At 45.4% G+C, this 24,598-nt stretch carries 23 protein-coding genes and 1 tRNA gene; 10 read left to right on the top strand and 14 right to left on the bottom strand.

Annotated elements, in window-relative coordinates; all coding sequences use genetic code 11:
* Positions 1–11 precede the first annotated feature (11 nt).
* Positions 12–3,638, bottom strand: a complete 3,627-nt coding sequence (dnaE, locus tag FD971_RS02730; RefSeq protein ID WP_215334590.1) for a DNA polymerase III subunit alpha — start codon at positions 3,636–3,638, stop codon at positions 12–14.
* 15 nt (positions 3,639–3,653) lie between these two features.
* On the opposite strand from dnaE, the gene gluQRS reads away from it, so the two are divergent.
* Complete coding sequence (gene gluQRS, locus FD971_RS02725) at positions 3,654–4,607, top strand: tRNA glutamyl-Q(34) synthetase GluQRS (protein WP_251368665.1); 954 nt, start codon at positions 3,654–3,656, stop codon at positions 4,605–4,607.
* Here the strand turns inward: gluQRS and FD971_RS02720 are convergent.
* The 3 genes from FD971_RS02720 to FD971_RS02710 form a co-directional block, all read right to left on the bottom strand.
* Positions 4,594–6,018, bottom strand: coding sequence for a DEAD/DEAH box helicase (locus tag FD971_RS02720; protein WP_215334589.1), 1,425 nt, complete (start codon positions 6,016–6,018; stop codon positions 4,594–4,596). The genes gluQRS and FD971_RS02720 overlap by 14 nt on opposite strands.
* Positions 6,019–6,024: 6 nt before the next feature.
* Positions 6,025–6,429, bottom strand: coding sequence for a heme-binding protein (locus tag FD971_RS02715; RefSeq protein ID WP_215335125.1), 405 nt, complete (start codon positions 6,427–6,429; stop codon positions 6,025–6,027).
* Positions 6,430–6,558: 129 nt separating this feature from the next.
* Entirely contained in the window at positions 6,559–7,743 is a 1,185-nt protein-coding gene (locus FD971_RS02710; RefSeq protein ID WP_215334588.1) for an alanine--glyoxylate aminotransferase family protein, read from the bottom strand.
* A gap of 179 nt (positions 7,744–7,922) precedes the next feature.
* Here FD971_RS02710 and FD971_RS02705 point away from each other — a divergent pair, with 179 nt between their 5' ends.
* Complete coding sequence (locus FD971_RS02705; RefSeq protein ID WP_215334587.1) at positions 7,923–8,606, top strand: GntR family transcriptional regulator; 684 nt, start codon at positions 7,923–7,925, stop codon at positions 8,604–8,606.
* Positions 8,603–11,695 (top strand): FAD-binding and (Fe-S)-binding domain-containing protein, encoded by a 3,093-nt coding sequence (locus tag FD971_RS02700; RefSeq protein ID WP_215334586.1) that lies wholly within the window; start codon positions 8,603–8,605, stop codon positions 11,693–11,695. The genes FD971_RS02705 and FD971_RS02700 overlap by 4 nt, the downstream gene beginning before the upstream one ends.
* A gap of 31 nt (positions 11,696–11,726) precedes the next feature.
* Here the strand turns inward: FD971_RS02700 and FD971_RS02695 are convergent, their stop codons facing one another.
* From FD971_RS02695 to queG, 3 genes are read right to left on the bottom strand one after another with little or no spacing between them, the layout of a single operon-like run.
* The gene (locus FD971_RS02695; RefSeq protein ID WP_215334585.1) at positions 11,727–12,068 is read right to left on the bottom strand and encodes an AzlD domain-containing protein; all 342 of its coding nucleotides are present in this window, start codon (positions 12,066–12,068) and stop codon (positions 11,727–11,729) included.
* Positions 12,068–12,853, bottom strand: a complete 786-nt coding sequence (locus tag FD971_RS02690; RefSeq protein WP_215334584.1) for an AzlC family ABC transporter permease — start codon at positions 12,851–12,853, stop codon at positions 12,068–12,070. The genes FD971_RS02695 and FD971_RS02690 overlap by 1 nt, the downstream gene beginning before the upstream one ends.
* Positions 12,854–12,897: 44 nt before the next feature.
* Entirely contained in the window at positions 12,898–13,992 is a 1,095-nt protein-coding gene (gene queG, locus FD971_RS02685; protein WP_251368664.1) for a tRNA epoxyqueuosine(34) reductase QueG, read from the bottom strand.
* 43 nt (positions 13,993–14,035) lie between these two features.
* On the opposite strand from queG, the gene tsaE reads away from it, so the two are divergent.
* The 4 genes from tsaE to FD971_RS02665 all read left to right on the top strand — a co-directional run bounded on the left by tsaE (position 14,036) and on the right by FD971_RS02665 (position 17,568).
* Positions 14,036–14,566, top strand: a complete 531-nt coding sequence (gene tsaE, locus FD971_RS02680; protein WP_215334583.1) for a tRNA (adenosine(37)-N6)-threonylcarbamoyltransferase complex ATPase subunit type 1 TsaE — start codon at positions 14,036–14,038, stop codon at positions 14,564–14,566.
* Between the two features lie 2 nt (positions 14,567–14,568).
* Positions 14,569–15,906: an N-acetylmuramoyl-L-alanine amidase gene (locus FD971_RS02675; protein WP_215334582.1), complete on the top strand. Its 1,338-nt coding sequence runs from the start codon at positions 14,569–14,571 to the stop codon at positions 15,904–15,906.
* An 85-nt stretch (positions 15,907–15,991) separates the two neighbouring features.
* Positions 15,992–16,067 (top strand) — tRNA-Lys (locus FD971_RS02670).
* 112 nt (positions 16,068–16,179) lie between these two features.
* On the top strand, positions 16,180–17,568 hold the full coding sequence (locus tag FD971_RS02665) for a tyrosine-type recombinase/integrase (protein WP_215334581.1): 1,389 nt from the start codon (positions 16,180–16,182) through the stop codon (positions 17,566–17,568).
* 201 nt (positions 17,569–17,769) lie between these two features.
* Here the strand turns inward: FD971_RS02665 and FD971_RS02660 are convergent, their stop codons facing one another.
* Positions 17,770–18,213: a DUF6641 family protein gene (locus FD971_RS02660; RefSeq protein WP_215334580.1), complete on the bottom strand. Its 444-nt coding sequence runs from the start codon at positions 18,211–18,213 to the stop codon at positions 17,770–17,772.
* A gap of 385 nt (positions 18,214–18,598) precedes the next feature.
* Here FD971_RS02660 and FD971_RS02655 point away from each other — a divergent pair, with 385 nt between their 5' ends.
* Positions 18,599–19,117, top strand: a complete 519-nt coding sequence (locus FD971_RS02655; RefSeq protein WP_215334579.1) for a hypothetical protein — start codon at positions 18,599–18,601, stop codon at positions 19,115–19,117.
* Positions 19,118–19,428: 311 nt separating this feature from the next.
* On the opposite strand, the gene arsB is transcribed toward FD971_RS02655, so the two are convergent.
* From arsB to FD971_RS02635, 4 genes are read right to left on the bottom strand one after another with little or no spacing between them, the layout of a single operon-like run.
* Positions 19,429–20,469, bottom strand: a complete 1,041-nt coding sequence (gene arsB, locus FD971_RS02650) for an ACR3 family arsenite efflux transporter (protein WP_215334578.1) — start codon at positions 20,467–20,469, stop codon at positions 19,429–19,431.
* Entirely contained in the window at positions 20,466–20,945 is a 480-nt protein-coding gene (locus FD971_RS02645) for an arsenate reductase ArsC (protein ID WP_215334577.1), read from the bottom strand. Before FD971_RS02645 ends, arsB begins: the two co-directional genes overlap by 4 nt.
* 9 nt (positions 20,946–20,954) lie before the next feature.
* Entirely contained in the window at positions 20,955–21,434 is a 480-nt protein-coding gene (locus FD971_RS02640) for an ArsI/CadI family heavy metal resistance metalloenzyme (RefSeq protein ID WP_215334576.1), read from the bottom strand.
* Positions 21,431–21,757, bottom strand: coding sequence for a helix-turn-helix transcriptional regulator (locus FD971_RS02635; RefSeq protein ID WP_215334575.1), 327 nt, complete (start codon positions 21,755–21,757; stop codon positions 21,431–21,433). The genes FD971_RS02640 and FD971_RS02635 overlap by 4 nt, the downstream gene beginning before the upstream one ends.
* 257 nt (positions 21,758–22,014) lie before the next feature.
* Here FD971_RS02635 and FD971_RS02630 point away from each other — a divergent pair, with 257 nt between their 5' ends.
* Positions 22,015–22,590, top strand: coding sequence for a site-specific integrase (locus tag FD971_RS02630; RefSeq protein WP_215334574.1), 576 nt, complete (start codon positions 22,015–22,017; stop codon positions 22,588–22,590).
* Here the strand turns inward: FD971_RS02630 and FD971_RS02625 are convergent.
* Complete coding sequence (locus FD971_RS02625; protein ID WP_215334573.1) at positions 22,587–23,252, bottom strand: hypothetical protein; 666 nt, start codon at positions 23,250–23,252, stop codon at positions 22,587–22,589. The two genes, FD971_RS02630 and FD971_RS02625, sit on opposite strands and share 4 nt — an antisense overlap.
* Before the next feature lie 283 nt (positions 23,253–23,535).
* Here FD971_RS02625 and FD971_RS02620 point away from each other — a divergent pair, with 283 nt between their 5' ends.
* On the top strand, positions 23,536–23,751 hold the full coding sequence (locus FD971_RS02620) for a hypothetical protein (protein ID WP_215334572.1): 216 nt from the start codon (positions 23,536–23,538) through the stop codon (positions 23,749–23,751).
* Positions 23,752–23,933: 182 nt separating this feature from the next.
* On the opposite strand, the gene FD971_RS02615 is transcribed toward FD971_RS02620, so the two are convergent.
* On the bottom strand, positions 23,934–24,545 hold the full coding sequence (locus FD971_RS02615) for a glutathione S-transferase (RefSeq protein ID WP_215334571.1): 612 nt from the start codon (positions 24,543–24,545) through the stop codon (positions 23,934–23,936).
* Between the last annotated feature and the right edge of the window lie 53 nt (positions 24,546–24,598).

Here is a 24,598-nt window from a genome sequence, read left to right as displayed (position 1 = left end):
GTAGTGCTGATTTAGTGGTACTGTACCTGCACGGTATTGGATTGCTTAGCCGCTAAGATTTGATTCAAGCTATGCAAGCATGCATCATCTGGATAGATGCGTAACTCTTCTGGGAACTGCATCAAGCAAGCCCCACCACTAGTAGTGACTGAGGCTGTGAGCATTAAACCCTTTAAGCCTTCGCTAGCAATTGACATAGAGGCTGCTGCAGGACCTAGCTTATGATCTCGTACACGGTTACTCATCAGGAAAGGCCCAATTTGGCTACGCAAGGATTTGAGATCTATCGCTGAATCGATTGATAAATGTATATTGCGTGCAAAACGCATTCTGGCGCCCGTAATATCCATCACCGCTTCTGACACAATCCGCATCCCGCCAGAAAACTTATCGGGAGTCACGTTGACCTTAGCCACTAGTAACTCATCTTCTTTGAGCCAAGAGCGATTGGGCTCATAGACTTCGCTGTAAAGAGTTATCTCAATGGCAGCAGTGCCATCATCAATGGTTGCGATCATCATGCGGCCGCGCTGACCAGTCAACATGCGAGCGGAAGTAATAATGCCGGCGATCAACTGATCCTTACCTTCGGTCACCTTAGCCAGCGGTTGACGAATGAAATGTGCCGTCTCATCGCGATAGGCATCAAACATATGCCCCGTGAGACAAAGACCTAAAGCGCTTTTCTCATCCTGGAGGCGTTTCTTCTCAGACCAGACCGGTTCGCGCACCAACTCCGGTAAGTGTCGATCTTCTTCTCCTGCTACCTCAAATAAACTCACTTGGTTGATTGAGGCTTCTGCTTGTTCGGCCGCCTCAATTGCACGCGCCAGAGAAGCCAATAAAGTCGAGCGAATATCATAAGGATTGCCGCCAGCAGGAATGGAGTCTTTATACAAGCTATCAAAAGCACCGGCACGCATCAAAGCTTCAATTGCACGGCGGTTCACTTGCCTACGATCAACACGCGCGCAGAAATCAAATAAATCTTTAAATGGGCCGCCCGACTCACGTGCCTTCACAATCACTTCAATAGCAGCCTCACCAGTTCCTCTCACGGCACCAAGGCCATAACGAATATGACTGATCGGAGAATCCGGGGCAGCATCTGGTGCACGCAATGGTGTAAACACATAAACGCCAGTATTGATATCAGGCGAGAACACCCGAATATTGTTCGCCAAACAATCGTCATACAGAATCTTCACCTTATCGGTGTCATCCATTGCGAGCGATAAGTTGGCTGCCATAAATTCAGCCGGGTAGTAAGCCTTTAGCCAAGCGGTTTGATAGGCCAGAAGCGCATAGGCAGCAGCGTGGGACTTATTAAATCCATAGCCAGCAAAACGCTCCATCAAGTCATAAATCTCGTTGGCTTTACCTTCAGTAATACCACCAGCTTTTGCACCATCACTAAAAATCTTGCGATGCTGCGCCATCTCTTCAGGCTTCTTCTTACCCATCGCACGGCGCAACATATCGGCGCCACCGAGTGAGTAGCCACCAATCATTTGGGCCATCTGCATCACCTGCTCTTGGTAGACCATGATGCCGTAGGTCTCTTGTAGAACAGGCTCAATCCGCGGATCGGGATACTCTACTTTTTGACGTCCATGCTTACGCTCAATAAAGTCTGGGATCAAATCCATTGGACCCGGACGGTAGAGCGCAACGAGCGCAATAATGTCTTCGAAGCGATCAGGCTTGGCTTCACGAAGCATGCCTTGCATGCCGCGACTTTCTAGCTGGAAGACAGCAACTGTATTGGCATTCTTTAAGACCTCAAACGCCTTTTCGTCATCCAGTGCAATCTCGCCAATATTCCAATCTTTACGATCAGAATGCAGCGTCTTAATCCACTTCTCTGCTGCTGACAAAATAGTGAGCGTCGTCAAACCCAAGAAGTCGAACTTCACTAGACCAATAGCTTCTACATCATCCTTATCAAACTGACTAATGACGGAACCACTCTCTTGATCTTTAGAGTCTTTTGCTTCTTGCGTGTAGAGCGGACAAAAGTCGGTTAAGCGACCGGGCGCAATTAATACACCGCCCGCATGCATGCCCACGTTACGTGTCATGCCTTCTAATTGCTGTGCGAGAGATAAGAGCTGGCGTACTTCATCCTCATTCTTTTCGCGCTCACCTAATTGCTTCTCTTCTTTCTTAGCCATTTCAATAGTCATGTACTGACCTGGCTTATTCGGAATCAACTTGGCAATGCCGTCAACGAAGTTATACCCCTGTTCAAGCACACGACCCACGTCACGAATGGCTGCGCGAGCTGCCATGGTTCCAAAGGTAGCGATTTGACTAACCGCATCTTTTCCATATTTATCTTTGACGTACTGAATAACGCGATCGCGCCCATGCTGACAGAAGTCGATATCGAAGTCGGGCATCGATACCCGCTCAGGATTTAAGAAGCGCTCAAAGAGCAAGTTATATCGCAGTGGATCGAGATCGGTAATACCAAGTGAGTAAGCTACTAAAGAACCTGCACCAGATCCACGGCCTGGACCTACCGGTACGCCATTATTCTTTGCCCAGTTAATAAAATCAGCAACAATCAGGAAGTAGCCCGGGAAACCCATTTGCGCAATGGTCTTCACCTCAAAGACAAGGCGCTCGTGATAACGAGCTTCTTCCTTGGCACGATCTACTGGATCTGGGAAATTACGCTCCATGTGGCGCTTCAAGCCAATCTCCGATTGCTGTAATAAATAATCGTCGAGCGTAATACCGGGCGGCGTTGGGAAATCCGGTAAACGCGGCTGACCCAAAGTTAAAGAGAGATTGCAACGTTTGGCAATCTCCACCGAATTAGCCAGCGCAACGGGTAAATCTGCAAAGCGCTTTTCCATCTCCTCTTGAGATAAAAAATACTGCTCTTCATTAAATTTCTTGGTGCGACGAGGATTGCCCAAAAGCTCACCTTCAGCGATGCACACGCGTGCCTCATGAGCCGTGAAATCACTTCGCTGCATGAACTGCACAGGATGTGTAGCAACGATTGGCAAATCTAATTCACTCGCAAGGTGGCAAGCAAGTTGAAGTTGCTTTTCATCCTGAGGATGACCGCCACGCTGCACTTCAATATAAAAAGTATTCGGGAATAATTTGGCCCAACGTAAAGCAGCCTCTTTAGCTTGCTCTTCCTGTCCAGCCAAGAGCGCAGTACCCACATCACCCCAGCGCCCACCTGAAAGCGCAATCAATCCATAGGCAAGGGTTCTTTTTGCTGCTTTATCTTCAGCTTTAGAAGCCGGCTCACTAAACCATTTAAGGTCTACCTCGGCACGACCCCGCGTCTGATTTTCTAGAGAGGCTTTACTTAGCAACTGACACAGATTGAGATAACCGGAGTGGTTTTGAACTAGGAGCAGAAGTCGATAGGGCTGATCTGGATCCTGAGGATTACTCACCCAAACATCAGCACCCGCAATTGGCTTAATACCACTTGAGCGTGCAGCACTATAAAAACGAACTAAGCCAAACAAATTACTCAAATCGGTCAGTGCTAAAGCCCCCATCCCATCTTTTTCAGCTGCAGCTACCGCATCATCAATGCGAACGACACCATCCGTAATTGAAAACTCGGAATGGACGCGCAGATGAACAAAACGGGGTGAAGCCATGAGATCATTTTAGCTGTGCCGAATCTGAAAAACCCCTCACCCCCAGCCGACGGCTATCGCGGGCGCTTTGCCCCCTCGCCTACTGGCCCGCTTCATGCGGGATCCTTGGTTGCTGCCCTGGGAAGCTGGTTGGATGCCCGTCAAAATCACGGGGAATGGCTGCTCAGAATCGAGGATGTAGATGCCCCCCGCTGTATCCCGGGAGCTGATACGGAAATCATGCGCCAATTACTTGCCTGTGGCCTCACATGGGACGAGGAGCCCACGTGGCAATCCGAGCACCAAGAACGCTATAAAAAGGCTCTAGAGCGCTTAAATGGGCTCCAAACCGTCTACCCCTGCACCTGCTCTCGGCAAAGTATTGCAAACGCCCTAGAGGCTCGCGGCGTAGCCACTCCTCGCAACCAAGAAATGGTCTACCCAGGAAGTTGCCGCCCCCAAGAAATCCACGTATACGAGGATGAAAAGACCCTCCCTGCTGAGATGGCTTGGAGACTCGCCCTACCCCAAGATCTCACCCTTCAATTTGAAGATCTAGCCCTAGGCACACAAAGTCAGGATCTGAATCGAGAAGTGGGAGATTTTGTACTGCGTCGTCGTGATGGCGTATTCACCTATCAACTTGCAGTAGTAGTTGATGATGCCGAACAGGGAATTACCCACATTGTTCGTGGCGCAGATTTACTTAATAACACTGCAAGACAAATTCATCTTCAACACGTTTTAGGATATTCAACACCGAGCTACTTGCATCTACCTCTTGTGCTCGATGAGCATGGTGAAAAACTCAGTAAGCAAACATTGGCTAACGCTATTCATACTGATAATGCGCAGCAGTCTTTACAGGAATTACGTAAAGCTGCAGAGCATTTAGGGCTGAGAGATCTTCCGGATGGAAAAAGTACTTCGATTGCTGAGTGGCTTTTAGCAGCCACTCAGACGTGGGATAGAAAAATTATTTCTTCTTAAATCCGCCGAGCAAAGCACCGACAGCTGGTCTTGCAGGAGTGATGCCAACTTTTTTCTCTTCACTATTTGGGGCACTAGTGTTCGACTGTGTCACAGCGCTAGGCTCATAAGGTTTATAGAAAAATGGGTCTGACATTTTTGCTGGCACATCTGATCTTGAGGAGCCTCTACTTGGCGCTGGACTAAAGCTAGGAGCGCCCTCAGGCAATGGCTGTATATCTAACTTCCGCTTCATCAACTTTTCAATATCATCGAGCAAACGTTTTTCACTGGCATCGACCAATGCAATCGCATCACCTTTACTACCTGCGCGACCCGTACGACCAATGCGGTGAATAAAGTCTTCCGCATTAAATGGCAATTCGTGATTAATGACGCAAGGCATCGATGGAATATCTAGACCGCGAGCAGCTACGTCAGTTGCAACTAGAGCTTCAATCGCGCCAGACTTGAATGCATCTAACGTAAGAGTACGCTCACCCTGACTCTTGTCTCCATGAATCGCGCCTGCTTTAATGCCATCACGCTCCAAGGATCTAGCTAATCGGGCGCAACCTAAGCGGCTGTTAGTGAAGATGATGCACTGACGAGATAAGCCTTGACGCGTACGCGCTTCAAGCACCTTCACAATCGCGCGTTGCTTGTCAGCACTAGACACCATATGCACTACTTGCTTCACCGTATCTGCCGCAGCGTTTTGACGCGCTACCTCCACAGTAACTGGAGTACGCAAATAACTTTGCGCTAATTTTTTAATCTCTGGCGAGAACGTTGCTGAGAACAAGAGCGTTTGGCGCTGCGCTGGAATTAAATCAATGATGCGCTGCAAGTCGGGCAAGAAGCCCATATCCAGCATGCGATCCGCTTCATCCAACACCAGAATTTCTACTTGAGAGAGATTGGCGACCTTTGAGCCAATGTGATCAAGCAAGCGTCCTGGAGTAGCAATCAAAATCTCCACACCACTGCGCAATATGGCAACTTGCTCTTTCATATCCACACCGCCGTAAACCACGGCAGCACGTAAATCCGTGTGCTTGGAATAACTCGCTGCATTCTCCGCAACCTGCACAGCCAGCTCACGTGTTGGTGTTAATACCAAAGCACGAATTGGGTGACGAGCAGGTGAAGCGCTACTGCTAGCATGGCGCAAAATCTTTTGAATAATTGGCAGCACAAAAGCGGCCGTCTTACCGGTGCCTGTTTGGGCTGCGCCCATCAAATCGCTTCCCGCCAAAACGTGCGGAATAGATTGCGCTTGAATCGGAGTTGGGGTGTTGTAACCCTGCTCAGATACCGCTTTTTGAATCTTTGGATCTAAGCCAAAGTCAGCAAAGGTAATTGTTGCTGGGGTGGCGCTACTCTCAGTAGCGCCGGTAGGGGAATTTATTTCAGGAACAGTATTTGTCAAGGTAACTTACAGAATGGCTGCAATGCCGGCCTTCGCGGTTTCGGCATCTTCAGTCGATTTAACGCCGGAAACGCCGACTGCGCCGATGGTAAACCCATTTACCTCGATATTGACGCCACCTTCCAACATGCCCGAAATATGTGGGGCAGATAAAAAGGAAGTGCGTCCGTTATTAATAATTTCTTCGTAGATACGGCTCTCACGTTTACCCATTGCAGCAGTACGCGCTTTTTCTTGAGCAATGTAAGCAGAGACAGGTGCGCAACCATCACGACGAGTTAAACCCAACAAGTGGCCACCATCATCACAAACAGCAATCGTGACTGCCCAGTTGTTTACTGCAGCATGCTTGTCGGCTGCATCCAAAATCTTTTGAACATCAGCTTGAGTTAAATACGGTTTAGTTGCCAACATGTTGAATCTTTCTGTCTCTAATATGTTTTATTTGATGAAAGTACTATCTACATAAGTACTTGAATTATAAGGGGTGTTAGCCGATTGATACGTCGACCAACACCCCATTTAAACCCAACTTACTGATTATTTTAGGAATTCTTGGGCCGCAACAACACCGCTGGCCTTGGGCTTGTAGCCCATGGCACCCAAACTCATCTCCACCCCACTGAGTGCCGCCATCAGGCTAAGCTCATTGCAATCGCCTAAATGGCCGATACGGAAAGCCTTGCCTTTGATTTTTCCAAGGCCTGTACCTAGGGATAAATTGAACTTCTCAAGAGCATGCTTACGCAGAAGGTCTGCATCCATGCCTTCTGGAGTAGCAATACAAGTCAGTACTGGTGAGTAGCAATCTTTATCTTGACACTGGATTTCTAAGCCCCAGGCATTGACCGCTTCACGGCAGGCTGCTGCTAAACGTTGATGACGAGCAAAGATAGTATCCAAACCTTCGGCCATCATCATGTCGATCGCTTCATGCAAGCCGTACATTAGATTTGTGCTCGGAGTCGTTGGCCAGTAGCCGGTTTTATTGGACTCCAAGATCTCATCCCAAGCCCAATAGGATTTAGGCATTTTGTTCGTTTTACTAACTTCAATTGCTCTTGCAGACAAAGCATTAAAACCAATACCCGGAGGCAACATCAAGCCTTTTTGTGAGCCAGACACGGTAACATCAGCACCCCATTTGTCATGCTCATAATCTGCAGAACCCAAGCCAGAAACTGTATCCACCAACAGCAGAGCCGGGTGCTTGAGAGAATCGATCGCCTTGCGAACTGCTGCAATATTGGAGGTAACGCCAGTGGAGGTTTCGTTATGAACCACGCAGACCGCCTTGATTTCGTGTCCAGTGTCTTTGCGTAAACGCTCTTCGATGACTGAGGCATCAACACCCCAACGCCAAGTATCTTGACCAGGCTTAGTCACCACCTCAACATCTAGACCTAGGCGCTTACCTAGGGCACGCCATAAATTAGCAAATTGACCGGTTTCATAAAAGAGCACCTTGTCGCCAGGATTTAGCACATTCACTAAGGCACCTTCCCAGGAACCGGTTCCAGAGGCTGAGTAAACAATGACTGGTTGCTCAGTTTTAAAGATCTTTTTAATGCCATCCAAAACCTTGAGGCCAAACTGACCAAATTCAGGTCCACGGTGATCAATGGTTTGATAGCTGATTGCCCGCAGAATGCGTGAAGGCACTGGGCTTGGGCCGGGGATGTGTAAGAAATGACGCCCTGAGAGGTGGTTATCTAGTTTTAGCATGCTGAGTCTCGCTTGGTTTTTGTAGTTAATCTTGCAGGCCAGTGTAAGGCACTTTTTGCTAATTTACAATTTTGTATGCAAAATATTTATCAAATAAGTAAAAAATAAGCGTTTTATAGCGTTATTTAGAGCTATTGATAGGTTATAGTAAATATGTATACAAAATTAAGGCATTTCAAATGATGCTCACGACGCCAGCAAATTCGCAAAACCTGCATGAAGCCACCTTCTTAAAGCTGAGAGCTTTATTGGTAGAAGGCGTCATTACGCCGGGAAGCAAACTCAATGAACGAGAACTGGCGGAGCAGCTCAATGTGTCACGCACCCCTATTCGCGAGGCGATTCGACGCTTAGCGGCTGATGGTTTAGTTGAGCTAATCGCAAACCGCGGAGCGATTGCAATCCAACTCACTCGAGAAGACATCCTGCATACCTTTGATGTGATCGCGAATCTAGAGGGCTACTCTGGAGAACTGGCAGCACAAAATATTAGCGATCAAGCACTCATTGAGCTTGAAGCGCTCCAATATGAAATGATGGCTTCGTATGCTCGCAGAGATCTCTCGAGCTACTACCGACTGAATCTCAAGATTCACCAAGCCATTAATCAAGCGGCGAACAATCCCGTCTTAAGTCAGCTCTTTACTCAGGTCAATGCTCGGATTGAGGCACTGCGCTTTCGCTCGAATCAAGATGGCGTGAAATGGGAAAAGGCCGTCGGCGAACATCAAGAAATGTTAGATGCATTAAAGGCTCGCAATAGTGTGCGCATGCGCAAAGTCATGATGCAACACGTCATGAACAAACGCGATGTTGTTATTCAATTAGTTGACTCAGAATCCAAAGAGAAAGTTGCAGCATGAACAAGCCACTCGATTTACCACTTCCAGAATTCGTTGCCAACAAGGCAGAGTTAGCCAAGCGCCTCAGACAAGAAACCTCTGGTGAGGTCATGACCGACATGGCTAGTCGCGGACGTTATGCAACCGATGCCTCAATTTATCAAGCTATGCCGGTTGCCGTCTTTGTGCCGAAAACAGCTGAGGATATTGCAACAGCTATTCAGATTGCAGCTGATCTGCGAGTTCCGGTGCTGCCACGCGGAGGTGGCACCAGTCAGTGTGGCCAGACTACCGGTACGGCACTCGTAATCGACAACACGAAGTACTTTCGCAAGCTCTTACATGCCGATCCAGAAAAAGCAACTGCAGTGGTTGAGCCCGGCATCGTGTTGGATCACCTCAATGCCGCACTCAAACCCCATGGCCTCTGGTATCCGGTAGACGTCTCCACTGCTGGTCAAGCCACGATTGGTGGCATGGCCGGCAATAACTCTTGTGGTAGCCGCTCCATTGCCTATGGAAATATGGTGCACAATGTTTTAGGTATTGATGCTTGGCTAGCAAACGGGAAAGTGGCTAGCTTTGGAAATTACGCGAATAGCTCTGGCGCTGCAAAACAATTGGGTGATTTTGTAAAAGGCCTTGCTAATACACTCCAACCAGAAATCGAAGCCCATTTTCCTAAAGTGTTGCGTCGTGTAGCTGGATACAACCTGGATATTTTTCATCCACAAAGCGAACTCCCATATACCCAAGACGGTAGCGTCAATTTAGCCCACCTACTAGTTGGTAGCGAAGGTACATTGGCTTATTTCAAATCACTTGAACTAAAGTTAGCGCCCTTGCCACAACACAAAGTGCTTGGCGTCGTGAACTTTGCAAGCTTTTTCAAGGCGATGGATAGTGCGCAGCATATTGTCAAACTTGGACCCACTGCAGTTGAATTAGTCGATCGCACCATGATTGACTTAGCCCGCCACAACCCAAGCTTTAAGAAAACCATTGAGACCGCCCTCATTGATGCTAGCGGCCCAACTCCTGAAGCAATCCTATTGGTGGAGTTCTCTGGCGAAGCGCATGCACCCTTGCTCGAGAAATTAACATCTCTACAGAGCTTGATGGGTGACCTAGGTCTAGCAGGATCAGTAGTAGCTATGCCTGATGCTAGTTTGCAAAAGAACCTATGGGAAGTACGTAAGGCTGGTCTCAATATCATGATGAGCCTCAAGGGCGACGGTAAGCCAGTCAGCTTTATTGAGGATTGTGCTGTCCCCCTAGAAAGTCTTGCTGAATATACCCAGGCACTCACTGATGTGTTTTCTAAATACGGTTCACGCGGCACTTGGTATGCACACGCTTCAGTAGGCACCCTCCATGTACGACCTATCCTAGACATGCGTCGTGATGGCGCACAAAAAATGCGTGCGGTTGCTGAAGAGGCGTCTGCATTGGTGCGCAAATATAAAGGCGCCTACAGTGGCGAACACGGTGATGGGCTCTGCCGCGGCGAATGGATCTCCTGGCAATTTGGCCCGAAGATTACTGAGGCACTTGCAGAAATTAAACACGCGTTTGATCCAAATGGCTTATTTAATCCCGGCAAGATTATTGATCCACCCAAGATGGATGATGCAAGTAATTTCCGCTTTCCGCCAAGCTATAAGGTCATCCCGCTACAGCCGGCTTTAGACTGGTCAGCTTGGAACGTACAAAACAATCCCGTCACTGAAGAGACCAGTGCACCCGGTACTGGCGGCGACCCTGCATTGGGCTTAGCTAAAGCAGTGGAGATGTGCAACAACAATGGTCACTGTCGCAAGTTTGATGCGGAAGTGATGTGTCCAAGCTATCGCGTCACTCGTGATGAAAAGCATCTCACCCGTGGTCGCGCTAATACCCTACGTCTTGCACTGTCTAATCAACTGGATATCAAAGATGAAAGCTCACCCCTCGGTAGCGACGCTATTAAAGAAGTGATGGAGCTCTGCGTCAGCTGCAAGGCCTGCCGCAGAGAATGCCCTACTGGCGTTGATATGGCGAAGATGAAGATTGAGTTTTTGTCGGCCTATAAGAAGCGAACTGGTCATACGCTACGCGATCTGGCTGTTGCCTATCTACCGAAATATGCACCCATCATCAGCAGTATTCCGGGTTTGCCTGCACTACTTAATCTTCGTAACCACATTGCCCCGATTGCCAAATTACAAGAATGGCTAATGGGAATTTCTGCGCAAAGAAGTCTGCCGACCTGGAAAGCGAAAACATTCTGGAGTGACAAGACCGCAATTGCACCCCATCAATTTACACCCACAGAACTCAGTACATCAGGCGTAAATGATAATAAGGGCGTTGTACTCTTAGCCGACACCTTTAATGCCTACTTTGAAGATGAAAACCTGCAAGCAGCTCTAGCGGTTCTGAAAGCTGCCGGCTATCGCGTTCATATTCCACAGAAGAGCTTAAACAAGGAAAAAGCAAAATCAGACTCGACGCCCAATACTTGCTCCAAGGAATTTTGTTGTGGTCGCACCTATTTAGCCGCTGGTATGGTGGATAAGGCTAATGCCAGCTTAGATGAGTTAGTGAACCATCTTGCACCATTTGCCGAAAAAGGCATCCCCATCATTGGTCTCGAGCCTTCGTGTCTTTTCACACTAAAGGATGAAGCTTTGGTCATGGGCTTTGGTGAGCGTGCGGTGACTGTAAGCAAGCACGTGCAACTATTAGAAGAGTTCCTGGCTAGCGAGGCGAAAGGTGGAAAACTCCAGCTTCAATTAAAACCAGCCTCGCGCCCAGTGCTATTTCATGGCCATTGCCATCAAAAATCATTTGCTGCTGTTACACCAGCAATGGAGCTGCTGAAGTTAATTCCTAATGCAGAGCCTAAACTTATTGAGTCATCTTGTTGCGGTATGGCGGGCAGCTTTGGTTATGAAGCTGAGCATATCGAAGTATCAAAGCAGATGGCAGAAGTCAGTCTCTTACCTGCGATACGTAAAGCGCCTGATAGCTGGGTAGTTGCAGATGGGACTAGTTGCCGCCATCAGATTGCCGATGGCACGAAAAGAGATGCAGTCCACATTGCCAAAATTTTGGCTGCCCATCTCTAAATCCATTTACCAAGTTAGTGGACTAATTGACTTAGCGCATTACGCCGTAAGCAAGCATCAAGAGCGTTCCAGTCAATAAGGCTGGAACGAGACGGCGTGTTGGTTTAGAAACCATCACGCCAAGACTAAGAACACAAATCAGAATTCGAATCCATACAGGAACAGTAGCTAAGAGACCAATCGGCATCAAAACCATTCTGACCACGAGAGCTGCGACCATTGCATAGGTTACAGCTGCAAGCCAGCGGAAGATTTCACTCTCTTGGTTAATTTTTTTGGCGAGTAACACACCAATTGCGCGGCAAAAGTATGTCCCAAGCGTAGCGCCGGCCAAGGCAATCCACAAACCCCAGCCTTGAAGAGCGGTATTCATTAACCGATTACCCCCGCCTTCTTACGTAATACTTTTCGATCAAACAGGTAGGCAGCCGTTCCCGCCACTAATCCGGTGGTGAGCAAGCTCGTATCTCGGTCTAAGATAAAGAAAAAAGGTCCTAGTACAAATCCCAAACCAATCGCAATACGATTAATCCAAACTTTTACCTCAGTAAACGTCAGCAAAAAGAATAAGGGATTAATAAAAACGAGACCAAGCGTAATTGCTGGCGGCACCATGCCCGCCAAGAAGTATCCCAAAATAGTGCCAGGCACTGAAATCAGCCAGCAGAGTAAACCAAGGCCCATGAAATAACTCAAGCGATGCTTTGCTTCAATAGTCTGAAACTCCCGCATTGAAATCGCCCACGCCGTCATTGCCAATAAATGGACCGAAGCATAGAGACTATGATTGCGATCTTTTTCATGGAACTGCGGAAAGAGTGTCACCGTCATAGTGATAAAACGGGTGGAAGTTAAGGTCACTGCTAACGCTATGGCAAGGACAGAAGATCCTGTGATTGCCATTTCGAGCAAAACAACTTGGCCAGGCAAAGCAAACATCAGGAAACTCGTGGCGCCTGTAAACCAGACATCCATGCCATTGGTTTTACCCATCGCCCCAAAACCAACCATGCCTGCAAATAAGACCATCGCGGGAGCCCCTGCGGCATCCCGAATGCCAGTCCAGAAAGCATCACTACGACTCTTAAAGCGCTGAGCTGCCGAACCCTCTAGCGCGATTTCGCTAGGGTCAATATAGGGTTGATTGGCTGGTGACATTCAACGATTGTAAGTGAGATAAGTGGAAGATTTGCAAAGTAGACTTAGGAGTCTAGCGCCCATTCAATATGCTCTACCACCATCTCATCGGATGTAGGTAAGGCATTACGTAAAACCTCTCGCAGTTCGTCTTTATCCACCTCAGAGACGGCCTCATCAGCTAGGGCGTTACCCATCGCTACTGCCAAATTTCTGCGCCAGCGCTGATAGCCAATACGGCGAATGGCACTGCCCTCATGGCGTTTCTCAAATTCATCCTCAGTCCAAGACCAAAGCTGCAAAAGGCTAGCTCTGCCCAGGCCATGACGCTCAGCAAAATCTGGCAAGGCAGTTCGTTGTGCAAATTTATTCCATGGGCAAATAAGTTGGCAGTCATCGCAGCCGTAGACGCGGTTGCCGATCGCCCTTCGAAACTCCACTGGAATAGCATCTGGGTTTTCAATCGTCAAATAAGAAATACAACGTCGTGCATCCAATTGGTATGGCGCCGTAATGGCTTGGGTTGGACATATGTCAATACAAGATTGACAAGTACCACAATGCGACTCTTCTTCTTGGTCAATTGGCAGTGGGACATCAACCAGGATTTCACCCAAAAAGAAAGTTGATCCCGATTCACGATTGAGTAGCAATGTATGTTTACCTCGCCAGCCTAAGCCTGCCTTACGAGCTAACTCGACCTCCATCAATGGCGCTGAATCTGTAAAGACGCGATAACCAAATGATCCAATTTGCTTTTCAATCAGTAGCGCAAACTCTTGCAAACGATTGCGCATGACCTTGTGATAATCACGCCCACGGGCATACATGGATACCACTGCATGAGTTGGCTCTGCTAATCGTTGCCACTCCTGATCAAAATCAATTACAGGGGAGAGGTAATTCATGGTCACACAAATTACCCTGACAGTTCCCGGAACTAGCAAGCCGGGATCCGAGCGCAATTGAGCATGCCTAGCCATGTACTCCATTTGGCCATGCCGACCCTCTGCCAACCACTGATTTAGACGCTCACTAGCATCGCCTAAATGGGTATCCGTAATGCGCAAACCATCGAAGCCCAATTGACGAGACTGCTCATCCAGCCATTCGCGAAGATTGATCTGGTCAGCAGAGTTCGGCATTTGGAAAGAAGTCATTAGGAATACAGTATGTCGCTTAATAATTGAATAAACTAGGCAAATGGCTCAGAATTCATTTACACAACATTGTAGGCAAGAAGCAGATACAGCCGCTTTGGCGCAAAAACTTGCCCTCAGCCTCAGTCATCTTTTTCAAGCAAATCCATCTACTCACCTCAATATCTCCCTAGAGGGTGACCTTGGGGCTGGTAAGACTGCCTTTGCACGTCACCTGATACAAGCCCTAGGATATGAAGGTCGAGTGAAAAGCCCCACCTACACCCTATGCGAGCCCTACCCTATTCACATTAAGGATGGCAATCAATCTAATGCTGCAAGCATTACAGCCCATCACTTTGATCTCTATCGCATGAGAGATCCTCTCGAGTGGCAAGAGGCAGGTTTTGCAGAACACTTTGATGAGCCTGGATTTTGCTTAGTAGAGTGGCCAGAAAAAGCAGAGGGCACCCTACCCGCTTTTGATGTAGCAATTCATCTCATGGCTGGTGGCGATGAACACTCCAGAGATATTAGTCTCCAAGCGAATTCCAGCCAGGGAATATCTGTTCTAGAAAAAATGCATGCGCAATAGGAATGAGTAATTTGCCCATCAACCCCTCCAGAAGAACGCACCTCAAAACCTCCGCAAAGATGTTGGGTTTTATCCTCTTCTTCAGCGAGGCCGAGATTGCTTGGGGCGCCAAGATCTTAGGCGTGCGTATATGGCCTGCAGAAGATTACACACGCATCACCCTCGAGTCCGATAAAGCATTGCCAATTACGCAACAATTACTCACCAATCCCGATCGCTTGGTAGTCGACGTTCAAGGCATGGAATTGAATTCCACTCTGAAGGACTTGGTTGCTAAAGTCAAACCCAATGATCCCTACATTTCACAAATCCGCGTGGGGCAATTTCAACCTGGTATGGTGCGCTTGGTCTTCGACCTGAAGGAGCCCGTTAAACCCCAGCTTTTCACGCTAGATCCAATTGCCGAATACCAATACCGCATGGTGCTCGATCTCTATCCATCAACACCACCAGACCCCTTGATGGAGTTAGTGAAAAGCAGCGCTCGCAAAGAAAGCGCGTTAGAAAAATCGAATGAAGAAATCGATTTGATTGCACAGTTTGCAAGCAAGAAAGAGAAAGATGCTCCGAGGGCGCCAGTAGCCCAAGCGATTCCAGATGTAAAGCAGTCTACTACCCCAGCAAAACACAAGCGCCTCATTACCATCGCAATCGATGCAGGGCACGGTGGCGAAGATCCAGGTGCCATTGGCGCCATGGGATCCAAGGAGAAACACGTTGTTCTCTCTATCGCTAAACGCTTACGTGACAAGATTGAGAACGATCCTTATATGCGTCCATTTTTGACTCGAGATGGCGACTACTTCGTTCCACTGCATACGCGAGTACAAAAAGCACGGCGCGTGGAGGCAGATTTATTTGTCTCCATTCATGCGGATGCATTTATCGAACCAAGAGCAAAAGGCGCATCAGTTTTTGCCTTATCCCAAATGGGCGCCAGCAGTACTACAGCACGCTGGATGGCTAATAAAGAAAATGCTTCCGATCTTATCGGCGGCATCAATATCAAGACGCAAGACAAACAGCTTGCTAATTTATTGCTAGATATGTCGACCACCGCCCAGATCAAAGACTCGCTTCAAGTGGGTACGTCGATACTGAAGCAAATTAGCGGGTTTGCACCCCTACATAAAGCCAAAGTTGAGCAAGCTAGTTTTGCCGTTCTCAGGGCACCAGATATTCCATCCATCTTGGTAGAAACCGCCTTTATCAGCAATCCACAGGAAGAAGCTCGTCTCAATGATGATGCCTACCAGGATCGCATTGCGGAGGCGATTTTGAGAGGAATTAAGGATTATTTCTCAAAAAATCCACCGGTTGCCAGAAGGGCAAACGCGTAGCACTCTTGTAACTACAAGGCGTAGAGGCAAAACCCAGCAAACCGAGGGAGACAAACCAAGTTCTTGCTATAATTTCTGTCTTACTGGGTCGGTAGCTCAGTCGGTAGAGCAGCGGACTTTTAATCCGTTGGTCGCGAGTTCGAATCTCGCCCGACCCACCAAGCTGTATGGACAAGCGCACAATAGTGCGCTTTTCTTTTTGCTACACACCGCTTACACACCTATTGCCCATTTTTGCTCGCCCCTGTAAGCTAAAGGCTTAGCGAGCGATAAATGACCACGCAGAAGCCCACCACACATACCCTCGTCCCAAGACAACTGGTCGTTTACAGGCGTGAGCGTAGTGCTATCTGGCAATGCCGTTTTAATGTAGATGGGCGCTGGCAAAGGACAAGTACAGGTGAGCGTGACTTAGAAACAGCAAAGGCGAAGGCGCACGACATCTTAGTTGAAGCCAATGTTCGCAAGAAACTAAACACAGCACCAATCACAAGACGCTTTAAGGATATTGCGAATGCCGTCGTACGCAAACTTAAGGATGAGATGAAGACAGGCAAAGCAAAGCCTATCTACAAAGACTACATAACAGCAATAGATACCTACTTAATTCCAGTACTGGGCAAGTACGCTGTAAACAACATTACATACGAAGCGTTGGAAGAGTTAGATAGAAGACGAACTAAGCGTATGGGCAAAGCGCCCACTCGTAGCACGCAACTAACTCACAATGCCGCACTCAAGCTGATATTTGACGAAGCTGTTTACAAAGGCTTTATGGTTGAATTGAATAGACCAAAGCTGATAGCTAAAGGCAAGGCAAGTGAGAGGCGTATTGAGTTTGGCTTAGATGAGACTCGCGCACTCAAGAGCAACTTTGATGAATGGATAGAGGCTGGCAAAGCAGATAGCAAGGACTTAAGGAAATTGCTTAAGGACTATGTAATGGTGCTACTGGACACAGGCGCACGCCCTGGCAAGGAGTTATTGGACTTACGCTGGACGCAAATAGAAATCAAAAAATATCCATCAGTCAAAAAGACTGGCGTCATTGAGCCACCTAACGAATACAACGATACTGGCGAAGAAATCACCATCCTTAACCTAAACAGGACCGCCGTAATAAATATCCAATCTGGGAAAACAGGCTCACGCTTAGCGATAGGCAGATTACCAACCGTTAAGGCACTAGAAGACATAGCGCAACGAAATTACGGAAAAGCATTAAGTAAACTACTTAAGGAGCAATGTAAGGACTACATATTCACTTACAAAGAGTTTGTAAGTGATAGGCAACAAAAGTCTAATCGCAAAGCCAAGTTAGCGCGCCCTACCAGCTTCTCTAAGTTATTTGACACTTACCTTAAAGAACACAATCTACAAACTGACCCTGTAAGCAACAAGAAACGAGTGCTGTACAGCCTGCGCCATACCTATGCCACCCTTGCGCTTACTAATGACAACGTTCCTATCCATACGTTAGCCAAGCAGATGGGTACAAGCACAACAATGATTGAAAAGCATTACAGCCATCTTGATTCCGTTAAAGCAGTCCATCAATTGCGAGGCGATGAGAGCAGACAGCTAATAGATATGGAGCTTGATAAGGAAGTCAAAAAACGCTACAGCTACAAACAACCTACAAAGAAAAAGGAAACAGGCTAAGACTGGAGAGCTTTGCTCAACTGCTGTTGCCCTTGCGTAATCTTTTCTCTTGCCTTAGTAGCCTTAATCGTTTTATTTAGATTATCTTTTTGTCGCTTTAAGGCATCTAAACGAGCATTTTCAGGGGGTACGGGGGGTATGTTTTTTACCTCAACCTCTTTTATCAACATACCCCTTTTCTTTCCGCGCAGTAATTTTTAGTTATTTCACAAAAGCAGCCTTGGTAGCATTGCTTGCTTCTGTAATAGCATCATCTAATTCGCCGTTTAATACAGCAACCTTAATTGACTTAAGTGTATTTATTAGCTCATCACCTGTAGCAAGCTCAATAGCATTAGCCCCTTTTTTATTTAATGGCAGAGTTTTAGCCCCATATTTAATTGCTAAATTGATTTTTCCAGCATCATTTACCCAGAACCATTCTTTTACTCGCTTCGCAACTTCTACAGTCATACGCTCGCCTGTTTGCTTATTTGTAAAGGTCTTTAATTTTTTAGGCGCATAAATTTGACCTTGCTTTTTTGCTTCGCACAACTCTAATTGCTGATGAATTTTGTTTGCGAGTTTATTTCTACGCTGAACAACTGGCGATACTGTAGTGTATTTTTTACTGACAACTAACTTAAGATTGTTTAATGCGCTCATTTAATTCTCCTTTTAAGTAATAAGCAGACTTAAGTTATTGCCTGATTCGCAAATTGAGCAACCTGAATTTACTTACACCTTCCCAAGTAAATCTATTTTTATCGCACATACAAAATTTAATATTAGGTATTAGTAGGTGCTAATTGCGTCAAAACCTTCTTCTCTCGTCACTGCGCATAGTGTTCCTGTCAAAGCGCCGTCAAAAAGCACTCAAAAACACGCTACAAGCACGCAAAACAGGGCATTACATAGCTGTAGCGCAACTTAGCAAAAAATAGCTTAAATTGCCCAAAAAATAGGCAGTCGTAAGTATCTGATTTTATTTAATAAATCTAATAAATTCGCATAAATTTACTGATTTATTAGGTATTACATAAATACAGGTATGAACTTAGCGCAAATCCGTCAAAAAACAGCTTATTTGGAACAGCCAAAAAATCATCTACCTACAGCAGGCAGAGTGTTTGCTGCTCATATGTTTAAGGGCACGGTGGCAGTGACATTGAGCTTAAAGCAGTCATTTGAGGTGGTGACAGATAAAGGGACTTACTACAAGAGATTAGACAAGGATGACTGTAAATGGATAGCTGAGAGATTTAAGAAAAAGTTAAATCAAGCAGTTTATGGAAATGCTGCGAAAAGGTTTAATAAGTCGCTTAGATTTTTGCCATCTGTTGAAGGTGGTGCTGGAGGTATGAACTTACATTTACATATGGTGATTGGTGAGTTACCAGCACACATTAAATTAAATGAAATAGAGGCGCTAATTATTAAAGCAAAAAATAAAGTGGCTGAGATAAACAAAGAATACCAAGTGGAAATATGCGATAGCGGTTGGGCTGAGTATGCGGTTAAGACCATTACTCAAAAAAGCACGGACTCTGTCTTATGGGATTTAGCGTAATACAGCATTACTGACTTAAGTTGTCTTTTGCTGGTTGACGATTAAAGCTGAAAGAGTCTTTAATTAGCGTAGCTTTGTCTAAACAAACATAACTTAAAGAAACCAAATGAATACTTACAAAGTGACTTACACAGCATACGAGAAGAATAGCTGTATGGTAGCAAGCGAAGGAGTAGTGGAGATAAACACAAACAGTGCTTATCAAGCAGAACAAGCTGTAAAGGCAATGTTTAACAACTTAGATGTAGTTATTAGATACACAAATAACTACTAAGCCTTAAATCAACTTAGCAAGCTGATGCTTTGGTGACTTAAGGCTCTAATCTATGTTTAATCCAAAGAGCTACTGATACCAGTCCAACCATAATTGGCACCTCGACTAACGGACCAATAACTGCGGCAAATGCGGCGCCTGAGTTGATACCAAATACCGCAATAGCTACAGCAATAGCCAACTCAAAGTTATTGCTGGAAGCTGTAAAGGACAGCGTACAGCAACGCTTGTAGTCAATGCCCATCTTGACGGTGATAAAGAAGGTCAACAAAAACATTACCAAGAAGAATATCAACAAAGGTATCGCAATAGTCACGACATCCATTGGCAACTGTAGGATTAGCTTACCTTTTAAGCTAAACATCACCACAATGGTAAAGAGTAATGCTATCAAAGTAATCTTCCCAATTTTTGGGATAAAGACATTTTGATACCAGTCTTTACTTACCAACTTAAGCATTACAAAGCGAGTTAGAAAGCCTGCTACGCAAGGAACGCCAAGGTAGATGGCTACAGTCTTAGCAATCTCACCAATAGTAATATTGACTACTGAACCAGTAAAGCCAAAATAAGGAGGCAGTACTGTTAGGAAAAAGTAGGCATAAACACTAAAGAACAGAACTTGAAATACAGCATTAAATGCGACTAAACCTGCGGCATATTCTGTTGAACCCTTAGCAATATCATTCCAGACGATAACCATCGCAATACAAGGCGCAATTCCAATCAGAATAAGTCCTGCCATGTATTCAGGTTGATTGGGTACAAAAGTGATTGCCAACAAAAACATCAATGTTGGCGCAACAATCCAGTTAAGTAAAAACGCAATTCCAAATATTCTTTTATCTCTAAAAACATCTGGTAATTCTTCGTACTTTACTTTGGCAAACGGCGGATACATCATCAGTATCAAGCCAATCGCAATAGGAATATTGGTAGCACCAGACTGGAATGAGTTGATAAATCCCTCAATGCTGGGAATGAAATATCCCAAGCCAATACCAAATGCCATTGCGGCAAAAATCCAAACAGTAAGGTATCTATCCAAAAACGATAGTTTTTGCGTAATTTGACTCATGATTTTGTATGAATTTCTTTTAAGCTAAGTGAGTCTAATTTATCCAAGGGCATCGAAGCCAAAATATCTAAGCGACGCTTAAGACCATTCTTAACTTCGTTAAATGCTCTGCGCTTCTCTAAATCAGTTCCCTGTACTTGCGATGGGTCAGGAAAGCCCCAATGCGCTGTAGCTGGATTGCCATGCCAATATGGGCACTGTTCTCCTGCGGCGTTATCACATACAGTCACGATGAAATCCATCTTAGGAGCATCAGGTGAGCCATACTCGTCCCAAGACTTAGAGCGCAACTTACTCTCGTCATAGCCAAGCTCTATCGCAATTTCTCTGGCAATTGGGTTTACAGATGTTCCAGGAGTAGAGCCTGCTGAATAGCCTACGAATAAGCCGCTGGGGTGCGTAGATGCCAAGGCTTCACCAAGTACAGAGCGAGCAGAGTTATGGGTACACAAAAAGAGAATGTTGTATTGCTTCATAAACTTTCCTTAACAGCAAGATTTTTTAAATGGGTTGCTTGATGGAACACAGCAACCGCTTTGAGCTTCTTTATTGGCTACAGGCTCTGGAACGCAACAACCAGCCGTCTGTTCGTCATTGAATACAGGAATTGAGTCAAGCGTATGAAAAGTTTCCCACGGGATATTTGCTGGGTCATTTATCCAATACTTGTCAGACCGCGCATAACAGCAAGCAGTTCCTACCTGCTCTAGCACATCGCCTTCTATGGTGTCCAAGCGAGATTTCATCTCACCCAACTCAGCATCGTTATCCACCTGTATGCCTAAGTGATTTAAGCCAACAGGCGCTCCACGAGCAGAAATAGCAAAATTGACTTTAGGGTCTTCTAATTGCCATTTAGCATAGTCACTCTTTACCACTGTTGGTTCACAACCAAACATCTTGGCGTAGAAAGGGATGGATGATTGAATGTCAGCAACGCCAACATGGACATGTAATCTTTTCATTTACAGCTCACTTTCTTTTTCTTTGTCACTTGGCATGATTTGCCACCGCAGCAGTTATCCAATAGGAAGTCACTTAGCGCATTTACCAAATCCGTATTAGGGCGATAAATTAGATTCCTACTTTGTCTCTCCACAACCAATAAATCAGCATTGACCAATTCCTTTAAGTGAAAGCTCAAAGTCGCATTGGCAATACCTAACTTCTCAATAATTTGAGTTGGAGTTAAGCCCACATCCCCTTTTTGAACAATGAGACGGAACACATTGAGGCGCGATTCCTGCCCTAATGCCAAAAAAGCCTTAATAGCATCGTTATTTTTCATATTTCTATGATAATCGAAATAAATGACAGAAATATTACATTTGCCTAAATCCAGCATTCTTAAAGCCGTCGCTAAATAGCTACACATAAGGAAACAACGAAAACATTAGTTATGTATTTGCTGTACAGGAAGCATAACCAGTTGAAATCATTAAGGAAAATAATTTGGCGCTTACAGACGAGAAAACGGTAGGAATTTTAGACATAAGAAAACACAATTTAGACATAGCAAAACTTTATTTAGATGGGAAATACGCTATGGCTAAACAAGCAAAAACACTAAACGAACAAGAACTGCGCAAGGTATTAGATTACATATCTACACGAAAGCACGCCGCACGCAATAGAGCTTTACTAATGACCACCTTTTTGTCAGGTATGCGTGTTGGCGAAGTTGCGTCACTTAGATTTAATGATGTAGTAGATGGCGAAGGCAATGTACGCAACGAAATACGACTAACGCCAGCAATGACTAAGGGTCAATTTGCGCGAGTTGTATTTGTAAATGAGAGATTGCGTAAGGAACTGGACAAGTACATACGCTTCTACTGCCCCGTAGATAAGACAATGAAGTTCTTCTTCAGTCAAAAAAAGGATAGCGATGGCTTTAATGCCAATACACTAACCCAACACTTCCACTTCCTTTACAAACGTGCTGGTATTGATGGCGCGAGTTCGCATTCAGGTCGCCGTAGCTTTATTACCAACCTTGCCAGCAAAGGCGTTAGCGTACGAGTGCTAATGAGCTTGGCTGGACATCGCAGTATTAGCACTACGCAGGCTTACATAGACATCAATGACAATATGTTGCGAAGTGCTGTAGAGCTTGCTTAAACAGCATTAGCCTTCTCTTCATCAACCTTACGCACCTGTTGAATTAAGTGCTTTAGATTAGGGTTAGGCACAATTGATGGCGAAGCTCTAAACATAACAGCTAAATCCAACACCCTTCGTCTCCACCAATCAGTTCTACTCGCCTCATACCAAGTTTTGTAATCTAATTCGTCACGCATTGGAGGGATTTTGTATTTGCTTAAAGCCGTTTGATTGGTAATTAGTCCTTTTGCGAGCAACTCAAAGTATCCAGCATAGTGATGATGAGGACGAGACTGTAGACCATAAGACTTAGCAATGCTGTTATTCATATTGAAAGTTTGTAGATTTGGCGCCAAAAAGAAAAGGATGCGTGATGCCAAGCTCAGCCTATTGTCTTTTGGATTCACCACAAACCCTTTGCTTAAGGCTTCCAAACATTTAACAGCATCTTTGTAAGAGCTTACTCGCGTTGGATTCTTTTGCGCTTTTAGAAATATTGGATAAACATCAGAGTAAATCGCATTGATTCCTTTTCGAAAATCCATTCCAGAGATACCCCTAAACAGCATCTTTATTCCGCAAGCCAAGATTAGCTCTCGCACATCAGCCAAGAAGATATCTGGGTTAGGCTTCTTTTTGGTTTGATGATATTCGTAGAAGTACGGGGCAAATTTGCTCATTAAATTTGCGTCACTTACAGTTTGTATGGAGCCTGTCTCGTAATTGATTCCATACCATATTGCTACGGCACATAAATTTGCTAAATCTAATTCCTTTTTAGTAAATTTAGGTATGGGAGTGCGCGGAATCGTGGGTGCTGGCATTGTTGACATCCAATATCACTTATGATGTTTAATACTGTAATAGTCTTAAATTAGTGTCAATAAGTTATTTGCCCAATAAATGATTAATCCGTTTCCCATCTTTAAGTCTATTTTTAATCACCTACTGATACCCAAGAAGGTGCCAATTGATATTGGAGATATCCATAGCTTCATAGATAACGAGAAATATCCAGAAGAGCTATTCGAATTTGGGCTGCCAAGAATCTACAGACTACCAATAGCGCAAAAAGAAGGATGGGAGATTGTTGTAGGCAGAGACAAATACAAAAAGCCAATTCATTACTATGACAAAAACTATGAGCTAATACTTGTATGTAGAAGAAAAAATGGCTAACTGTAAGGGACAATTACTACACACTTTGATACACACCTGTATTTGACTATTGATTTTACAAGGTTTAATTAGTGTATTTTTTCTTTTAATCCGTTGGTCGCGAGTTCGAATCTCGCCCGACCCACCAGTAATACCAAAAGCCACCTTCGGGTGGCTTTTTCATTTCTGTTTCTCAGCTCTTCCTACGCATCAATCCACGTGGGATGTTTATCCATTACCGAGATAAATAAATCTGACTCTAGGTGCTGCTTTAACCATAATTTGAGTGCCTCAAACGGCAACTCTTCAAAACTTGGGGGATTGACTGCAGCGAACTGCCTGATAAATGGAAAGATAGCCACATCCACCCAGGACATTTGATTGCTTAGCAAATATTGATTCGATTTGAGGGCGTTTTCCATTGGATTAAGCATGAGGTCCATAGCACCATTCAGTACATCCTCAGGGTTTAGGTCCGGGAATCGGTTAGGATATTTGTACTGATCTAATAGCTTTTTAAATGGGCCATCATTTTTCTCAATCCATATTTGAGAGACATCCTCGTCAACCGCTCCCAAGCCATCTGGATCTGACTTTGCTAATGCCCAACGCATAATATCCAGACTCTGATCAAAGACTATTCCATCAACAATGAAGACCGGAACAGTACCTTTAGGAGATAAGAGTAACATGGATTGCGGCTTATTTCTTAAGTCGATTTCTCTGTGCTCGTATTCAATACCCGCATATTTCAAGGCCATACGAGCCCTCATGGCATAAGGGCATCTTCGATAGGAGTAGAGAATAGGGGTCATATTCTGAGCTAGGAACTCATTCAATTGGTGGTGACTTTTAATTCAGGAAAAAG

Source organism: Polynucleobacter sp. AP-Ainpum-60-G11 (genome assembly GCF_018688375.1).
Taxonomy (GTDB): Bacteria; Pseudomonadota; Gammaproteobacteria; order Burkholderiales; family Burkholderiaceae; genus Polynucleobacter.
This window is presented reverse-complemented; position numbering and strand designations above follow the sequence as displayed.

What these genes read in the sequence shown, in the direction of transcription:
- dnaE (WP_215334590.1), bottom strand. Translation starts at nt 3,638, where the DNA reads ATGGCTTCACCCCGTTTTGTTCATCTGCGCGTCCATTCCGAGTTTTCA.
- FD971_RS02710 (WP_215334588.1), bottom strand. Translation starts at nt 7,743, where the DNA reads ATGCTAAAACTAGATAACCACCTCTCAGGGCGTCATTTCTTACACATC.
- FD971_RS02705 (WP_215334587.1), top strand. Translation starts at nt 7,923, where the DNA reads ATGATGCTCACGACGCCAGCAAATTCGCAAAACCTGCATGAAGCCACC.
- FD971_RS02700 (WP_215334586.1), top strand. Translation starts at nt 8,603, where the DNA reads ATGAACAAGCCACTCGATTTACCACTTCCAGAATTCGTTGCCAACAAG.
- FD971_RS02695 (WP_215334585.1), bottom strand. Translation starts at nt 12,068, where the DNA reads ATGAATACCGCTCTTCAAGGCTGGGGTTTGTGGATTGCCTTGGCCGGC.
- FD971_RS02690 (WP_215334584.1), bottom strand. Translation starts at nt 12,853, where the DNA reads ATGTCACCAGCCAATCAACCCTATATTGACCCTAGCGAAATCGCGCTA.
- queG (WP_251368664.1), bottom strand. Translation starts at nt 13,992, where the DNA reads ATGACTTCTTTCCAAATGCCGAACTCTGCTGACCAGATCAATCTTCGC.
- tsaE (WP_215334583.1), top strand. Translation starts at nt 14,036, where the DNA reads ATGGCTCAGAATTCATTTACACAACATTGTAGGCAAGAAGCAGATACA.
- FD971_RS02675 (WP_215334582.1), top strand. Translation starts at nt 14,569, where the DNA reads ATGAGTAATTTGCCCATCAACCCCTCCAGAAGAACGCACCTCAAAACC.
- FD971_RS02665 (WP_215334581.1), top strand. Translation starts at nt 16,180, where the DNA reads ATGACCACGCAGAAGCCCACCACACATACCCTCGTCCCAAGACAACTG.
- FD971_RS02660 (WP_215334580.1), bottom strand. Translation starts at nt 18,213, where the DNA reads ATGAGCGCATTAAACAATCTTAAGTTAGTTGTCAGTAAAAAATACACT.
- FD971_RS02655 (WP_215334579.1), top strand. Translation starts at nt 18,599, where the DNA reads ATGAACTTAGCGCAAATCCGTCAAAAAACAGCTTATTTGGAACAGCCA.
- arsB (WP_215334578.1), bottom strand. Translation starts at nt 20,469, where the DNA reads ATGAGTCAAATTACGCAAAAACTATCGTTTTTGGATAGATACCTTACT.
- FD971_RS02645 (WP_215334577.1), bottom strand. Translation starts at nt 20,945, where the DNA reads ATGAAGCAATACAACATTCTCTTTTTGTGTACCCATAACTCTGCTCGC.
- FD971_RS02640 (WP_215334576.1), bottom strand. Translation starts at nt 21,434, where the DNA reads ATGAAAAGATTACATGTCCATGTTGGCGTTGCTGACATTCAATCATCC.
- FD971_RS02635 (WP_215334575.1), bottom strand. Translation starts at nt 21,757, where the DNA reads ATGAAAAATAACGATGCTATTAAGGCTTTTTTGGCATTAGGGCAGGAA.
- FD971_RS02630 (WP_215334574.1), top strand. Translation starts at nt 22,015, where the DNA reads ATGGCTAAACAAGCAAAAACACTAAACGAACAAGAACTGCGCAAGGTA.
- FD971_RS02625 (WP_215334573.1), bottom strand. Translation starts at nt 23,252, where the DNA reads ATGAGCAAATTTGCCCCGTACTTCTACGAATATCATCAAACCAAAAAG.
- FD971_RS02615 (WP_215334571.1), bottom strand. Translation starts at nt 24,545, where the DNA reads ATGACCCCTATTCTCTACTCCTATCGAAGATGCCCTTATGCCATGAGG.